The sequence below is a fragment of the Alkalihalobacillus phoenicis genome, assembly GCF_047302405.1.
Taxonomy (GTDB): domain Bacteria; phylum Bacillota; class Bacilli; order Bacillales; family Bacillaceae_D; genus Alkalihalobacillus.
This window is the reverse complement of record NZ_CP154853.1, coordinates 660676-675850: the sequence shown is the minus strand read 5'-3', so window position 1 is coordinate 675850 and position 15175 is coordinate 660676. Positions and strand designations below refer to the sequence as shown.

The following is a 15175-nucleotide window of genomic DNA, read 5'->3' as shown; positions in this document are numbered from 1 at the left end:
ATCATACCCTTTATTATATCTAATAATTGAGTAAAAAAATAGCCTTAAGTTCCCCGTAAGTAATTTTACATCTTTCCCATGACTTCTAACATTATTTTCTATTTATTGAAACAATTCTTTTTAACTTCCTTCATTTAACATACCCTTGTTCCTTTAAGCTAATGTATTTCCTGTCACCAATAATGACATGATCCAATAATTCAATTCCTAGAACTTGTCCAGCTTCTGATAAGCGGGTTGTAACATCAATATCTTCTTTACTAGGTGTCGGGTCTCCTGAAGGGTGGTTATGAAGACAAATAAGCGAAGCGGCTGAACGTTTTAAGGCTTCTTTAAAAACCTCTCGCGGGTGTACAATTGAGGCATTTAAGCTACCAATAAACAGTGTTTGCCGATGAATGACTTGATTTTTTGTATTTAAATAAAGAGCCATAAAATGTTCCTGTTTTAAAAAGCGCATATCTTCCATCACATAGTTGGAGACATCTTCTGGGGAGCGAATGACATACCGATCCGCTGGAACAAAATTGTGAATCCGCCTGCCTAATTCAATCGCTGCACTTAATTCAACAGCTTTAGCAATTCCGATCCCTTTTAACGAACACATTTCTTCAATCGTCGCTTCCTTTAGTAAGGTTATGCCATCAAAAACCTTCAAAACTTGTTGAGCAATTTGTAAGACCGATTCATTCTTTGTACCTGACCTTAATAAAATCGCTAATAACTCTTGATTCGACAAAGCTCGAATCCCGTCTTTTAACATACGTTCACGTGGGCGTTCACTTACGGGGACATCACGAATGGGGAGAGGCTGTTCGTTCAATCGATTACTCCTTCCAACTATTCAATTTTTTATTTTCGGGAAAAATAGAATACGCTGCTAAGGCTCTCATCACTTTAGCTAATGGTAAACCAACAACATTATTATAATCGCCTTTTATTTCCTTAACTAAATAAGCTCCTAACCCTTGAATCGCATAAGAACCCGCCTTACCAATCGGCTCACCACTATTCAAATAACGCATTATCTCATCATCTGTAAGCTCATACATCTCAACATCGGTTTGTTGATAAAAATGTTGAGTTTGATCGCGTGATAAAATCGTCACTCCTGTATAAACAGAATGTTTACTACCAGAAAGGAGCTTTAACATTTGGAAGGCTTCCTCTTTACTCTCGGGTTTACCGAGTATGCTACCTGCCTTTGCCACTATCGTATCGGCTCCTAAAACAATTTTATCAGGATGATCAACAAATACAGCTTCTGCTTTTCGGTTTGCTAATTGTAAGACGAGCTTCTCTGGGAGTAGGTTTTCTTCCACTTGTTCAGATGTGTCTTTTGTTATAATCTCAAAAGAATAATTTACTTGCTTCAACAATTCTTGACGCCTCGGGGAACTTGAGGCCAAAATGAAAGGTATCATGAAGGGCACCTCACCAATAAGTTTTTCTCTTATTGTACAAGGTTATCTTCATAATACCAAATTTAGCTAATCACAACAACATCATATGTCTGAATATTTAACTAATTATTCTTTCGTATTCATCATAAGCGAATAATTATTTAAAACCGATAATAAAGCTTGCTGGACTTTAATGGCATCAGATGTACTTTGACTTTCATTATAAGAGACTAACGCGGTATTCGCTTCTTTTAACCGGTCTGCCATCTCTAATGCGTATGGTTTTATCTCATCTGGCAAATCAGAAAAGGCGGCATCTCGTTGTTCTGACAAAGTATTGACTTTATTTGTCGAAGCATCAAGCTGTGAGGCTGAAATCATCGCTTCCTTTGTTAAAGCAGCCGCAGATAAAGTAGAAAGTTGCTGAAATAACTGAGTCGCCTCCTCAAACCAAGCTTGGCTTTCGACTGAAGGGGGCACTGAATCGCCATTAATTTGGTACGTTTTTACATACGTTTCTTGTCCTTCACCGACAAAATAGGCACTGACATTTTGTGCTTCGGCTCGATCAGCAGCAAGTCCAATAAATAAATAAAAACTCTCTGTATCCGCTAATAATACAGCCGGAAACCCGTTTGATAACATTTGTTCGTTCATTTCATTTCCTTTTTCAAGAGTCGAAAACGCACCTGCTTGTACAACTTCAGCTGTGAGTCGTGGCCATTGAAGCTGATGATTGGTCGCACCTGCATCAACACCATTATTGCTCATAACAGGTACGGCTCCATTTTGTGTTATTGACACATCACTTTCCCCAGTAAAAATCGTCTTAATCACAAACCCAAAACTTAACCCAACAATAATAGCTGAAAAAATCGCCATGACCGTCATTACTGGAAAATCCTGAAATGAAAAATTCCCTTTTTTCTTCTTTTTCCGTTTATATGGCAAGCTCGGTCCTTGCTCACGGTTTCCATCATCCCAAAACGGATCCGCGTTTCGTTTCCGTTCCTCCTGAAGCTGCCCAAAATCAATTACCTTTTGATTTGGTAACGGAACTTCTAACTCCATTTCAGATGAGGCTCCCATCTCAGTCGCATTTTGGTAACTCTGACTATGATCGGTTTGCGAATCGACTTTTTGGCTTTGTTGAGATGCGGTCTCTTTCCATTTTTTATCGTAAGCAACTTTCTCTGTCTTTTCCTGATTCTGAAGTTGAGCATTATTCGGTTCAGGGAAAATATGCGGTAACGGTCTCACATTCTCTTTTGGCTTGTCCGAGTTCACCATTTCTTTTTTCTGTTTATTTGGAAATGGTCGAATGACGTCATTTTTATATTGAGCCGGAAACGACTTGACGGTTTCAGTTTTATATTGCTCTGTGAATGGCTCTTTATCGTTTCTTTTCTCAAGGGGGCGAATTTCATCAGATAACTGCGTTTTCTTTTGGGCTTTTTCTTTTCCTTCTTTCTTTTTTTCCACTTTTATCGGCTGCACTTCTTGTCGTTCTTCGATTTGTTGTTGCAGCTGTCGGTTTGTTACTTGTTTACTAGACAAATCCACCTTCTTCACTGGCTGATTGAGTTTTATTGAAATCGTCCGCTTCTCCTGTTCGCTTCCCATGAAAAAGATCCCCTTTCACGTTATCTTCTTAAATCTATTCTATTAAACTTAAGGGGATGATAGAACTAGAATTCAAAAATATTTTCAAAAATAGGATTCTTTTGTGCAGAGGATATGATAGCAGATTAAATGAATGGCTGTGAGAGTTTTATGACCCATTGCTTGGTATTCGTACCCTAGTCTTTGCTTTGCTGTTTTTTCATTACCTATTAATCATTATTCGCACCGTAATCTTCGCTATCACAATTTTTCATTACCTATCAACCACTATTCGTACCTTAACCTCAGCTTTGCCCATTTTATGTTACGAATAATCTCCACTTCAAAAGCAAACAACAAAAAAGCCAACGAGATGTCAGCTTTCGACTCTCATCAGCTTTAAAATGTGACGTTTATTTCCTCTAGACTCTTCCATTAATCAAGATTCGCTTAACGAAAAGGATCCTCTTTCTCCGAGCGATTCGAATAATTGATGTTTGGTTCGTATTCTGAAGCGATTTCTACCATTTCAGGATAATAGAATGTTGAAACGACTAGTGAGGCAGTGAGTTGGCTCTCCTCACCATCATTCGTTTCTCTAAAATTAAAACTGTCTACTTTAACAATTCGATCGAGCTGCTGCAAGTCTTCCACAAACGAAATGAGACTATTATAATTCGGTGCTTCTAACTGAAGAGATAACCGAAATGATGCAAGTCCTTCAACTACAGCCAGTTCTTCGTCAAATTGCTGATTAACACTGTCACTCTCGTTATTCACATCTACTTCTTCATTTATCTCATTTAATTCCGTTTCATTTTCTTCCATCTCAGCGATAATCGCTCCAGACAAATCGGCACTAGCTTGTGTCTCCACTGTCATAGAACGAATCTCAGTCGACGTATTCTCACTAATTCCGTTTAACAAAACGAAAAAATAGTCTTGCCATGGCTCACTTGGAAGCTTTTCCTGTAATTGCTCTACATTGTATTCAAGTTCAACGTCAACATCTTGTTGTGCCTCTCTTCCAACCAAAAGTTGCAACGTCTCTTGCTCCACCTTCAACTGCTCATCTATCCTTGCCGCCTGTTCACTATGTGGTCGAACGAGCGAAAAATACAAATACAAATGAACTAAAAGGACGAGCGAAAAAAAGAGCACCAAAAATAAAATTCTTTTTTTAGGCCAAAATAATCTCATTTGCTCTCACCTAATTTTTCTAAGTTAGCTTGATTTAACTGGACTTGAAAAGTTGCTGTATAAGAACGGTCATCTGCCCCTTCTTCTGTCCTCACTTCTAAAACCCAAACCTCGTCGACGACCTCTGACTGTTTCAACTCATTTTGATAAGCAGCCATTTCCTCTGTTTGTTCAAACTCGACATTCATTTCAATAAATAAAGGTCCATTCAGTTGAAAGTCGAAAAAAACAACATTAGCCGGCAATAAGCGAACCATCTCTTGCATCACACTCGGCACATAAGAAATGTCTTTTTCTAACCTTAATACAGCCATATTCCATTTTTTCTCTTCCGACATATTCAGGGCTGTCGAACTCTGGTTGAGCGTTGCGATCTCGAGTTGAACTTCATTTAATAGTTGCTGATTGTCAACTACCTTTGTTTTAGCATGCTGTGCCTGATTCATTGTAAAGACGACCATAAAGATGAGATACAATAAAATAATTAGGAAGATAAACAGTGGCGTTATATCACGTTTTCGTTTTTCAGGGAGTAAATTTACCTCAAGCATCAATGCACCTCTTTTTTCAAAACAAGCCCATAACTGTCATAGTAGCGAGCATTAGACTCATCTTCAGCCAGCTTTTTATACTGGATGACAGGAAAATCTAACTGTTCGGCTAAATAATTTTTTAAGTCTGATAGGTTCTGATGATCGCCACATAAGAAGAGATGAGAGTATTTTCCTTTCCCGACTCTAACATTGAAACGATAAAAGTTAATCACCCGTTCAATCTCTTGATAGGCCTGTTCGACATAAGAAAAAACAGGATCCTCTTCAGCCATAAATTCGACCGACTCTTGAAAAATATGTCTAAAAAACAACGGCCGTCCCTTTTGAAAAACAGTAAACGTCAAAGAATGTTGATCCATTTGTACTAAAAGCTGTTCCTCTTGTTCCTCACACGTAAATTGCTCCGAAAACAAACGGTAACTACAAAGAGAACGAACATCGAGGGCATTCAGTTCAATGGACAACTTTCCGAAAAAAAGAATCAATTGCTGAACAACTTTCTCCTGGACAGCAAATAATAAAACCTCATCCTCTTTTTTTCCTTTTTCAATCGTATGAACATCAAAAATCGGATCCTCCCATGGTAAAAGCAACGTTTCACCAAGTTCATGATAAAGTTGTCCTTTAATCTCTTCCTTACTTAGACCTTTTTTAACTTGGTGACGACGAATAATGAGCTGACTGTCAGGAATACAAATTTGGATTTTTTCGTTTTTCAACCCCCACTTTTCGATATATGGGCTAAGTAACTCTATTAACTCTTCCTCTTGCACAATTAATCCGTCATGGATAAGCCCTGCTGGTAAAATAATCTCATCGATTGTTGTAATTGATTCATGCTCAGGCTTTGTACTTCCTATGTATCGAATCACATGATCTTTTAAAATCAGGGCATGACGACGCTTTTGTTTAAATAATGATAAAAACCCCATACTGTTCACTCCGAACTTTAATGATCTCTCTTTTTGTTAAAAACCACTTATATGCAAATACCACTGAATCAAGTCATGTCCGTAAAAATAACTGAGTAATGTGCCGAGTACGATAAAGGGACCAAACGGAATCGGTTGTTTTCGCTTTATTTTTCCAGTTAGCATCAAAACTCCACCAATCGCCGCACCAAAAAAACAGGAGAAAATAAACGCTAACAAAACCAATTCAAAACCAAGGGTTGCACCAAGAAGGGCGAATAATTTCACATCGCCACCGCCCATGCCGCCTTTACTAATGACAGCGATTAAGAGTAATAAACCAAACCCAACAGCCGCTCCTAAAGGTAGCTCCCACCAATGTTCAAAAGGGACAACAAACAACCGAAGCCCGATAAAAAAAGGACTAAAAAAGAGCAATAGCTTATTGGGAATCAGCATATATCGGATGTCCGTCACGATAATAATCATCAATAACGAGATTAATAGGAGAGCGACAAGAAGCTCCAAATCAAACCCGAATTGCCAAAAAGCAAAAACAAATAAAGTCGCTGTACTCAGTTCAATCAGTGGATAAAGCGGAGAAATCGGTGCCTGACAGCTCCGACATTTCCCCCGCAAAAATAGATAAGAGAAAAGCGGGTATAAATCCTGTGCTTGTAAAGTTCGATCACAGCTCGGACAATAAGAACGAGCTCGAGTGAATAAATTTCCGTTAGGCAACCGCAAACCGACTACATTATAAAACGAGCCTAAACAAAGCCCGAGTACCGCTAAATAGATAATGATAAACAGCTCCACACCCGCTCCTCCTTTTTAATGACTAGTTGAAAGATTTTATGGAAAAAGCCTATCTGTAAGGATAGGCTTTTTGTCTTTTATTTTAAGACTATTACTATTATATAGATTAAATTTAGTTTACTATTCGGTAGTGCACGCCTCTCTACCTAATGAAGTAAGCTCTTGAGAAGTTTTCTCGTTTATTTCACATTCTCCTGAAAAATTAATAGATACAGCATCGGCACCATTTGTGCCAGCCCCAACAGTCACTGTATAATCATCAATGTTACCATCTTCACTAGTATCCCAGGGATCTGTAACAACTCCTCCATCTAAGTAATCACCTAAAACATTATGAGCTAAATCTCCTGACGCCCCACTAGTCCCAGCCTTATACAACGTCGCAGCACTCAAAATCTGCTGAGCATTCGCTACCGCTGCATCCTTCTTACTATTCTCAATAATATTTCCAATACTCGGAATAGCAATAGCTGCAATGATCCCTAAAATAACAACGACTGCTAGTAATTCAACTAATGTCAATCCTCGTTCGTTTTTTACTCTTTGTAATAACTTTTTCATCCTTTTTTCCTCCTCATAATAATTGGTATTGTTTTTGATGCTAAGATTGTGTTTGTAATTGTCCATACAAAAAGGCCAATTACTTTATTTACAAACTTGGCCGGTTGCACTACTTGCTCCTGACTATCCAAGTGCCCACATACAGATAATCGATCAACACATCCAATTTTATAAGTTGTTAAAAAAGCTATTAAACCATTAAGAGTTAGCTATTTTAATTTGTTTATTCAATATATCGAACAAAATGAATCTAAGAGAATCTTATCTAAATTAGGTCTATTTGTCTAGTCTTTTTTATTCAAAAATAAAAAAGATTGACTGCCTAAGATAAAGCTTTTTCCGCTTATCTTCATCACAGAAGTTTTTTACCCAATATGTTGAAAAAGAGTAAACATCGGAATGATTATCGCCATGACGATTGTACCGACAATGACGGCTAGTCCTACAATCATGACGGGTTCGATAAACGCTTTTAATTGGTCGGTTCCGGTATCGACTTCAGCTTCGTAATAATCTGCCACTTTTTCCAACATCGTATCCAAAGTACCAGTTCTTTCGCCTACTGTTATCAGTTGAGTAACGAGTGGCGGGAACACCCAATGAGCTTTCATAGGAACAGCAATCGATTCTCCTTTTTCGAGATGAAGGCGAGCATCTTTTAAGACTCGATTCACGACCTCATTATCAACAATTCTTTCCACAACCTCAACGGCATTTATAATCGGCACCGAGCTAGCAAAAAGAGAACTTAAAAGCCTTGTAATTCGGGCTAATACTGCTTTTTGAACAAGTTTCCCAAGTACAGGAATTTTCAAAATAAATAGATCAAAATAATAGCGATATTTCCGATCATTTTTAACCAAGACGAGCATCGTTCCGATTATGATCCCCATTCCTAACAGAAGCCACCAGAATTCACTAATCATTTCACCAGCTCTCATGACAATAATTGTAATTAACGGGAGTTGCTGATTCATGTTGGCAAACATACTAGCAAACATCGGAACGATAACGGTTAAGAGAAAAACAACTACTACTAACGCAAATAAACTAACTACGAGTGGATAGGTCATCGCGGCAGTGATTTTTTGTTTCGTTCGATACTGCTTTTCATAATCATCGGCAAGCCGTTCTAAAATATCATCGAGATTTCCACCCATTTCTCCGGCATAAACCATATTCACAAATAATTCTGGAAAAATCGCGGGATGCTTTTTCGTTGCTTCTGATAAAGAGATTCCACTGTTTACATCCTCTGTTACCCCTGCTAATGCTCCCTTTAATGCCTTACTCGTCGTTTGCTCAGCGGATATATTTGTCGCCGCAACGATCGGAATTCCAGCTTTTAACAAAGTGGAGAATTGCCGTAAAAACAAGACAAAATCTTGAGTTTTAACTTTTTTTAACCCGAGATCGAGCTCTTTAAATAATAATTCATTTATCGGATCAAGCTGCAGGACGATAACCCCTTGCTCCTTTAGCTGAAGTCTTGCCTCTTTTATCGTTTTCGCTTGTAGTTTCCCAAGCACTTTTTCTCCATTCACTTTTTTTCCTTGGTATGAATAAAGCCCCATTAAACCGCTCCTTCAGTCAAATAAGGTAAGACCGTTTCTTTGCTAACATGATTTTCTTTAATCAGTTGATTAATTGACATCTCTAATGTATGCATCCCTTGAGCTCGGCTCGTTTGCATTACACTGCGTATTTGGTAAATTTTCTCATTACGAATTAAATTACGTACTGCCCCATTGTTTATTAAAATTTCCGTTGCTGCGACTCGGCCTGAAAAGTTTTTTTGCTTAAATAAACGTTGGGTAATGACCCCTCTTAACACCGAGGCAAGTTGAATTCGGACTTGAGCTTGCTGGGTATGAGGGAACACATCAATGATCCGATCAATCGTTGAAGCCGCATCGGTTGTGTGAAGAGTCCCTAACACAAGATGCCCGGTTTCTGCAGCCGTTATCGCCGTGGCAATTGTCTCATTATCTCGCATCTCACCGACGAGAATGATATCCGGATCCTGTCGTAAACAACTTTTTAACCCGTTCGCAAAATTATTCGTATCTGACCCAACCTCACGTTGATTAATCACACATTTTTGGTGTTTATGTAAATATTCAATCGGATCTTCTAATGTAATAATATGACGGTTAAAGTTCCGGTTCACATAATCAATCATCGATGCCAATGTCGTCGACTTCCCACTACCAGTTGGACCTGTTACTAAGACAAGGCCGTGCGGTTTTTGGGAGAGCTCCTTTAACACATCAGGCATATTCAACTCTTCTAAACTAGGTATGGACGTTGGGACAACTCGAATCGCTAGGCAGACACAACCACGCTGATAATAAGCATTCACACGATAGCGGGATACGTTTGCAATCCCATAGGAAAAGTCTAAATCCTTCTTCTCTTTAAATTGCTCCCAGAGATTCGTTGGGATTAACGCTTTCGCCATATCTTTTGTATCATCAGGCTTTATCATAAGATCATTCGCTTTTTGTAACTCTCCATTTATACGAAACATGGCTGGAATCCCAACTGTAAGATGAATATCAGAAGCCCCTTTATCAAAAGCTTCCGTCAACAACCTCTCCACTTTTTTCTTCAATTTCCCCCACCCCCATTAATGGTCAAAAGCTACCTTTAATACTTCTTCAATCGTTGTATATCCAGCTTCGACTTTTCTTAAGCCATCTTCTACTAATAAAACCATGCCTTTGTTTTTCGCTTCTTCCCTAACTGCATGTAATGATTGCTGATTCATCAAAAGTTCTCTTAATCCTTGGTCCAATTGGAAGAGCTCATGAATCGCCATTCTTCCTTGATAACCACTATCATCACAAGCAGGACAACCTTTTCCGCGATAAATCTTATTAGTCACGATTTGATATTTTTCTAATAGTTCTTTTTCCATGACAGTCGGTTCATAACTCTCTTTACAGTGACTACATACTTTCCTAACTAAACGTTGCGTAACGACACCCGATAAAGCCGAGACAACTAAATAAGGCTCCATTCCCATATCGATCAACCGCGGAATTGAAGCAATCGCATCATTCGTATGTAAAGTACTAAAAACGAGATGTCCCGTTAATGAGGCACGAATCGCAATCTCTGCTGTTTCTTTATCACGAATTTCACCAATCATCACAATGTTTGGATCTTGCCTTAAGATTGAACGTAATCCGGTCGCAAAATTAAGTCCAAATTGGTTATTCACTTGTACTTGATTAATACCTTCAAGCTGATATTCAACTGGATCTTCAATCGTCACAATATTGCTTTCTTCTTTATTAAGATGCTGAAGGGCTGTATATAATGTTGACGTTTTCCCTGAACCTGTCGGACCTGTTAAGAGAATTAATCCCGATGGTTGCTCGATTAACTTACGAAAAGTCGCTAAATTATATCCATTAAAATCTAATTCCGATAAATTCAAGACGAGCTGACTTGCGTTTAATAAACGAATCACAATCTTTTCACCAAAAATCGTCGGCAAGGTGGAAATACGTAAATCCATCACTTCTCCTTCAATCGAAAACTTCGTCCGACCATCTTGTGGCAAACGATTATCGGTAATGTTTAAGTTCGCCATAATTTTAACCCTTGCGTTCAAAGCGGAATGAATCCCTTTTGGAAACGTACGAACAGTCTTTAACCGGCCGTCAATACGGTAGCGAATAAACACACGATTTTCAAATGGTTCAATATGAATGTCACTTGCCCGTTGTTTATGTGCTGAAAACAATACTTGATTGACGAGCTGAATCATCGGTGCCGCTTCGTCCGATATTTGCTCATCCACGTCATTTAAATCCTTTTCTGCTTCTTGTGACAGTTCTTTAACGACTGAGCTATCAAGCTGGTAATACCGCTCAATCGCTCGCACGATCTCTTCCCGTAAAGCTAACACAGGCTCAATTTGAAACGACGTCATCATTCGTAAATCTTCAATCGCAAAAAAATCCATTGGATCGGCCATCGCGACCACAATTTTATTGCCATTTTGACTTAATGGGATCAACTCATTTTTGGAGGCAAAATCTTTAGGTACGAATCGAAACAAGTGCGGTTCAAACGGAAAACGATTTAAACTTACTCGACTAATGCCAAGTTGAACTTCAAGCACATCGACAAGTTGCTCCTCTGTAATTAATTGTTCATGGACTAAATAATTTCCTAACTTTTGTCCTGGCTTCTTGACCGCTAACGCTCGCTGTAGCTGCTGGACCGAAATTAAATTGGCATCAACTAACAAATCCCCTAACCGTTTTCTTTGTTTAACCGCCATTGTTCCAAATCCCTTCATTTCAGTCTTTACTTCCCAGTTAAAAAGAATGATTATTCGCATAAAATTCTATTTATATAAAACTACCTACAAAAATTAAGTTACTTTATATCTAGTTCTTTCTCATTATTGTATAATAAAGAGATTAAATTAGAAAGTAACAGATTTTATTATTTCCATGTCAAAATAAGGGGAAATCTTATGAATTCATTTAGCTTCTCACCTAAAAAAATAATCAACCATTCAAAGGGTTTCACTTTAATAGAAGTCATCGTTTCGTTAACACTCCTCTTAATTTTTGGACTTTCCTTTGCTTTTGTACTCGGTAATGGAATAAAAGCGAGCGAAGTGAATTCTGAAAAAGTAGAAGCGACCTTTCTTGCTCAAAGTGAACTTGAAAAAATCCGTGCTGCACGTGATTTAGCTTTAGGTTCAATAGACAGTGAATTTGACTATGAAAACTATGAATCTAGTACACGTAATGAAGATTTTGTCGTCACATTACAAATAAACCCTCAAAATGAGCATCTTATTGAGGTAAGCGTAACGGTCGCAGCCAAAAACTCCTCAAGTCCACTCTATACAACACCAATTACGTTGATGACGAACTTATTTATCGGTGGTGAGGTGACATCAGAATGAAGAAGATACATAACCAAAAAGGCATGGCCCTCCCAATGGTGCTCATTTTTACAACGGTAGCTTTATTAGGTTTATTGCTTGTTCTTCAAACGTTAACGAGCGAATTTAAAGGAAACTCAATTCGTACGGAGCAAATGACCGCTACTTTTGCCGCCGAAGCTGGGGTGGAGCAAATGATTAGTTTCATTTATGAGGAGCAAGCAAAAGTACTCCAGCTTGAGTCTAACAACTGTATTTTGCCACCTGAATTAACAACTGAAATGAACGGATATTCCCTTTCAATAAATTGTGAAATAAACGCTGAACAACTGTTCATTACAAGTACTGCTACAAAAGGGGAAGAAGAAAGTATTCAAAACATGGTCACCGAAGCTACTTTTCACTTAATCAAACAAGGTAACCAAGTGCAACAACTAGACATTATCAATTGGGAAACAAAACCGAAAAACGGAGGTGCCTCATGAGGAAATGGTGGAGAAATGAACAAGGACTTTCCATAATCGAATTACTCGCTGCCCTCACACTCATTACCCTTATATTCGGAGGTGCAACCTATGTTATTTTCCAACAAAACATCGCCCAAGACACCTTCCAACAAGGAGTAAGCGAACGGATTGAATTACAAGCAGGAATTGCAGAGATGAAGAGAAATATCGAGAATGCGAGTGAGTTGACTAAGGACGGCGAAGTGCTCATTGTAATAAATGGCGAAAGAGCCATTGCGTATAAAATTGAAGAGGGAACACTCATTCAAAACGAAGAATCTACAAGTAAAGTATTATTAAATCAGGCTTACAGCATCGATTTAATAAACAACAATCTAGTCGAAGTAACAGTAAATGAAAGTGAAGAACCAATTCAAATGACCAAGCGGAAGATGACGGTTGTTTTACCAGTGGAGGAAGAAGACGATGATGGAGGAGAAATCGTTTTACCTCCAATCAATGGAACAATTATTTGTAAAGACGGAATAGTAGATTTTTCCGGTAATGCTGAAATGTCAGCGGCTTATGTCAGGGGTGACCTTTCATGTAATCCAACTTCAGGAGTAATTACTCTGAATTGGAGTAAAAATTTAACCATTCACAATGCAACATTAGAAATCATAACAAATGATATAAAAATAAACGGAGCAAATACATTTGAAGTGAAGAATGGGTCTATCATCACAGAAGCGAATATAGATATTACACACCATTCAAATATGTATGTCTCTGACTGGTTACATACATCAGGAGAAATAACACTTCATTCAGAAAACAGTAACCTTTCAGCGGAGAATCTATACGCTACTGATCTAACATTAGACAGTGCCCTCCATGTCAACATTAATAATAGTCTTACTATCTCTAACAAATTAAAATTATTAGCTACTAATTCAAGTATAACTGCAAATGAAATAACTGTTGGAAGTGCTGAAATTCGTGATAAGGGGACTTTAACAAGTAACAATGATTTAACCATTAAGGAAGTATTAACTTTGAAAGAAGATGCCTCTTTAAATTCTGGTGCTTCCATTTATATCGGAGGGCAGACCACTATAAAATTCCGAGGAAAAATTAATAGTACAAAGGATTTAATTATCAAAGATTCTATTAAACTAGCTAATGAAGCCTCACTGAATTCTCGAGCTTCCATTTATATCGGAGGACAGGCCACTATAGAATTCCAAGGAGAAATTAATAGTACAACGGATATATTCTTAACTGAAAAACTGACATTGTATCAAAGTTCTCGTTTACTTTCTAAAGGAAATTTATATGCCAAACAAGGCTTAGAAATACATCCTATGACTACAATAGAAGTAAAAAGCGATGCTTATATAAATAGAGAAATTAAATTGGTGCCAGAAAATAATTGGATGGGAAACACCACTTTTATGGTTGATGGTCAATTAACGTATATTACAATAGTAAACGATGTATTTACACCAAGAATTATTAATGCTGGTCAATTCAACCAAGTAGAGCATTTAAATCTCGATCCATATTTTCCATCTTTTCCTTAATATAATAAAGGGCATGGTATGATAATGATCAGTGATTCCTAATCTCATTTTGGAGGTCTTTCCATGAACATTGTCAATACCATTCCTTTTTTTATGAATAACTATCAGCCTTCTCTTGAATTTTTACGGTCGTATTATGCAAAATATCCTGACGTTTTTACCGAGTATTTTCCGGTTCATTGCAAAAACACAGATGAAAGACTAGAACAAGCCCTTACCAAATATGAGGACTCCCTTCCGACTATTGAGAAAGTGCATGAACATATCATTCCTATAATCAACGAAGTGGCTGCTAAATATAATGCCCAGTTTGGAATTAATTTCCCTATCGATGTAAATCTTATTGTTGGGGCTTTTGGCTCTAATGCCTTTACTCACCGTCAAATTATCCCAAATATTACTTTTTGCCTTGAGCGTTTATCTACTAGTCCTGATGATTTAAGCCTGCTCGTTGCTCATGAGTTTGGGCATCATACACATAATAAATTAACAGATATAGCCGGAATTAATTGGAAAACAAAAGATTGGTTTCATCCTTTTACTACATTAACGCAAGAAGGGACCGCTACTTTTTTATCTAAACAAATCCTCCCTAACAAATTAGATTATCAATATTTAGCTATTGATCACGAAGGTGAAGATTGGTATAACTTTGCCGTAGACAATAGAATTGAATTAATTCAAGCCTTTTACGAAGATTATCAAAAACGCTCTTCTGCTGAGGTCTTTTATGAATGGTTCTCGATTAATGGGGGCAAGCGATATGGACTCACTCGTCTAGGTTATTTTATTGGATTAACCTTTTTTGAAGAGCTAGTGGAGGATTTTGGTAAACAAAAGGCGATCATTGCTTGGCACGAAGAAGACTATTTTACTACAGTTGAAGATTGGTTCCAAAGTTTTAAAGGGGTAGGTTTATTCACCAAACAATAAATAAACCTTAACAACTAACGAGGCCGGGATATAACTAGCTATAGAAATTAGAAAACGAAGATTATTCTGTTCCCTAGTGGACGAAAACATGCGGAGACTCCCGTGGGAAGTAGTCGCAGAGCCGAAATCCGCTGGCCAAGCTAGCTAGTTCGGTGCCTCCCCGTTATCACTGGTGGTTTTGATTACCCTGAACGTGGGGCTGCTAATAATGGCATCGATGGAGTGTATGGCCCAGCCACTAGAGCTAA

The 15175-nt window shown here is 38.0% G+C and carries 15 protein-coding genes and 1 riboswitch; of the genes, 4 read left to right on the top strand and 11 right to left on the bottom strand.

The features are described 5' to 3' along the window. Positions 1-130: 130 nt before the first annotated feature. From radC to AA0017_RS02950, 11 genes are all read right to left on the bottom strand, one after another. A complete protein-coding gene (gene radC, locus AA0017_RS03000) occupies positions 131-823 on the bottom strand; it encodes a RadC family protein (protein ID WP_413379393.1) in 693 nt (230 codons plus the stop codon). Between the two features lie 4 nt (positions 824-827). Further along, positions 828-1424, bottom strand: a complete 597-nt coding sequence (locus AA0017_RS02995; RefSeq protein ID WP_413379391.1) for a Maf family protein — start codon at positions 1422-1424, stop codon at positions 828-830. 105 nt (positions 1425-1529) lie between these two features. Continuing rightward, positions 1530-3026 (bottom strand): hypothetical protein, encoded by a 1497-nt coding sequence (locus tag AA0017_RS02990; protein WP_413379389.1) that lies wholly within the window; start codon positions 3024-3026, stop codon positions 1530-1532. A 429-nt stretch (positions 3027-3455) separates the two neighbouring features. After that, a complete protein-coding gene (pilO, locus tag AA0017_RS02985; protein ID WP_413379387.1) occupies positions 3456-4205 on the bottom strand; it encodes a type 4a pilus biogenesis protein PilO in 750 nt (249 codons plus the stop codon). Continuing rightward, positions 4202-4756, bottom strand: a complete 555-nt coding sequence (locus AA0017_RS02980; protein ID WP_413379385.1) for a hypothetical protein — start codon at positions 4754-4756, stop codon at positions 4202-4204. The genes pilO and AA0017_RS02980 overlap by 4 nt, the downstream gene beginning before the upstream one ends. Continuing rightward, positions 4756-5691: a type IV pilus biogenesis protein PilM gene (gene pilM / locus AA0017_RS02975; protein ID WP_413379383.1), complete on the bottom strand. Its 936-nt coding sequence runs from the start codon at positions 5689-5691 to the stop codon at positions 4756-4758. The genes AA0017_RS02980 and pilM overlap by 1 nt, the downstream gene beginning before the upstream one ends. 36 nt (positions 5692-5727) lie before the next feature. Next, the gene (locus AA0017_RS02970) at positions 5728-6489 is read right to left on the bottom strand and encodes a prepilin peptidase (RefSeq protein ID WP_413379381.1); all 762 of its coding nucleotides are present in this window, start codon (positions 6487-6489) and stop codon (positions 5728-5730) included. Positions 6490-6609: 120 nt separating this feature from the next. Further along, positions 6610-7050: a type II secretion system protein gene (locus AA0017_RS02965; RefSeq protein WP_413379379.1), complete on the bottom strand. Its 441-nt coding sequence runs from the start codon at positions 7048-7050 to the stop codon at positions 6610-6612. A gap of 89 nt (positions 7051-7139) precedes the next feature. Next, positions 7140-7223, bottom strand: a riboswitch (cyclic di-GMP riboswitch). 192 nt (positions 7224-7415) lie between these two features. Further along, positions 7416-8624: a type II secretion system F family protein gene (locus tag AA0017_RS02960; protein WP_413379377.1), complete on the bottom strand. Its 1209-nt coding sequence runs from the start codon at positions 8622-8624 to the stop codon at positions 7416-7418. Then, positions 8624-9664 (bottom strand): type IV pilus twitching motility protein PilT, encoded by a 1041-nt coding sequence (locus AA0017_RS02955; RefSeq protein ID WP_413379375.1) that lies wholly within the window; start codon positions 9662-9664, stop codon positions 8624-8626. Before AA0017_RS02955 ends, AA0017_RS02960 begins: the two co-directional genes overlap by 1 nt. A 15-nt stretch (positions 9665-9679) precedes the next feature. Beyond that, positions 9680-11347: a GspE/PulE family protein gene (locus tag AA0017_RS02950; RefSeq protein ID WP_413382353.1), complete on the bottom strand. Its 1668-nt coding sequence runs from the start codon at positions 11345-11347 to the stop codon at positions 9680-9682. A gap of 198 nt (positions 11348-11545) precedes the next feature. Here AA0017_RS02950 and AA0017_RS02945 point away from each other — a divergent pair, with 198 nt between their 5' ends. The 4 genes from AA0017_RS02945 (at position 11546) to AA0017_RS02930 (ending at position 14927) form a co-directional block, all read left to right on the top strand. Beyond that, a complete protein-coding gene (locus AA0017_RS02945; RefSeq protein WP_413379372.1) occupies positions 11546-11986 on the top strand; it encodes a type IV pilus modification PilV family protein in 441 nt (146 codons plus the stop codon). After that, positions 11983-12450, top strand: a complete 468-nt coding sequence (locus AA0017_RS02940; RefSeq protein ID WP_413379370.1) for a hypothetical protein — start codon at positions 11983-11985, stop codon at positions 12448-12450. Before AA0017_RS02945 ends, AA0017_RS02940 begins: the two co-directional genes overlap by 4 nt. Then, on the top strand, positions 12447-13994 hold the full coding sequence (locus AA0017_RS02935; protein ID WP_413379368.1) for a hypothetical protein: 1548 nt from the start codon (positions 12447-12449) through the stop codon (positions 13992-13994). The genes AA0017_RS02940 and AA0017_RS02935 overlap by 4 nt, the downstream gene beginning before the upstream one ends. A gap of 63 nt (positions 13995-14057) precedes the next feature. Next, positions 14058-14927 carry a hypothetical protein gene (locus tag AA0017_RS02930; RefSeq protein WP_413379366.1) on the top strand — a complete coding sequence of 290 codons (870 nt, stop codon included), beginning with the start codon at positions 14058-14060 and terminating at the stop codon, positions 14925-14927. Positions 14928-15175: the final 248 nt, after the last annotated feature.

Bases quoted from the DNA above. Each gene is read 5' to 3' on its own strand.
- AA0017_RS02965 (WP_413379379.1), bottom strand. From the start codon at position 7,050: ATGAAAAAGTTATTACAAAGAGTAAAAAACGAACGAGGATTGACATTA.
- AA0017_RS02960 (WP_413379377.1), bottom strand. From the start codon at position 8,624: ATGGGGCTTTATTCATACCAAGGAAAAAAAGTGAATGGAGAAAAAGTG.
- AA0017_RS02995 (WP_413379391.1), bottom strand. From the start codon at position 1,424: ATGATACCTTTCATTTTGGCCTCAAGTTCCCCGAGGCGTCAAGAATTG.
- AA0017_RS02990 (WP_413379389.1), bottom strand. From the start codon at position 3,026: ATGGGAAGCGAACAGGAGAAGCGGACGATTTCAATAAAACTCAATCAG.
- AA0017_RS02980 (WP_413379385.1), bottom strand. From the start codon at position 4,756: ATGCTTGAGGTAAATTTACTCCCTGAAAAACGAAAACGTGATATAACG.
- AA0017_RS02940 (WP_413379370.1), top strand. From the start codon at position 11,983: ATGAAGAAGATACATAACCAAAAAGGCATGGCCCTCCCAATGGTGCTC.
- AA0017_RS02930 (WP_413379366.1), top strand. From the start codon at position 14,058: ATGAACATTGTCAATACCATTCCTTTTTTTATGAATAACTATCAGCCT.
- pilM (WP_413379383.1), bottom strand. From the start codon at position 5,691: ATGGGGTTTTTATCATTATTTAAACAAAAGCGTCGTCATGCCCTGATT.
- pilO (WP_413379387.1), bottom strand. From the start codon at position 4,205: ATGAGATTATTTTGGCCTAAAAAAAGAATTTTATTTTTGGTGCTCTTT.
- AA0017_RS02945 (WP_413379372.1), top strand. From the start codon at position 11,546: ATGAATTCATTTAGCTTCTCACCTAAAAAAATAATCAACCATTCAAAG.
- AA0017_RS02950 (WP_413382353.1), bottom strand. From the start codon at position 11,347: ATGGCGGTTAAACAAAGAAAACGGTTAGGGGATTTGTTAGTTGATGCC.
- AA0017_RS02935 (WP_413379368.1), top strand. From the start codon at position 12,447: ATGAGGAAATGGTGGAGAAATGAACAAGGACTTTCCATAATCGAATTA.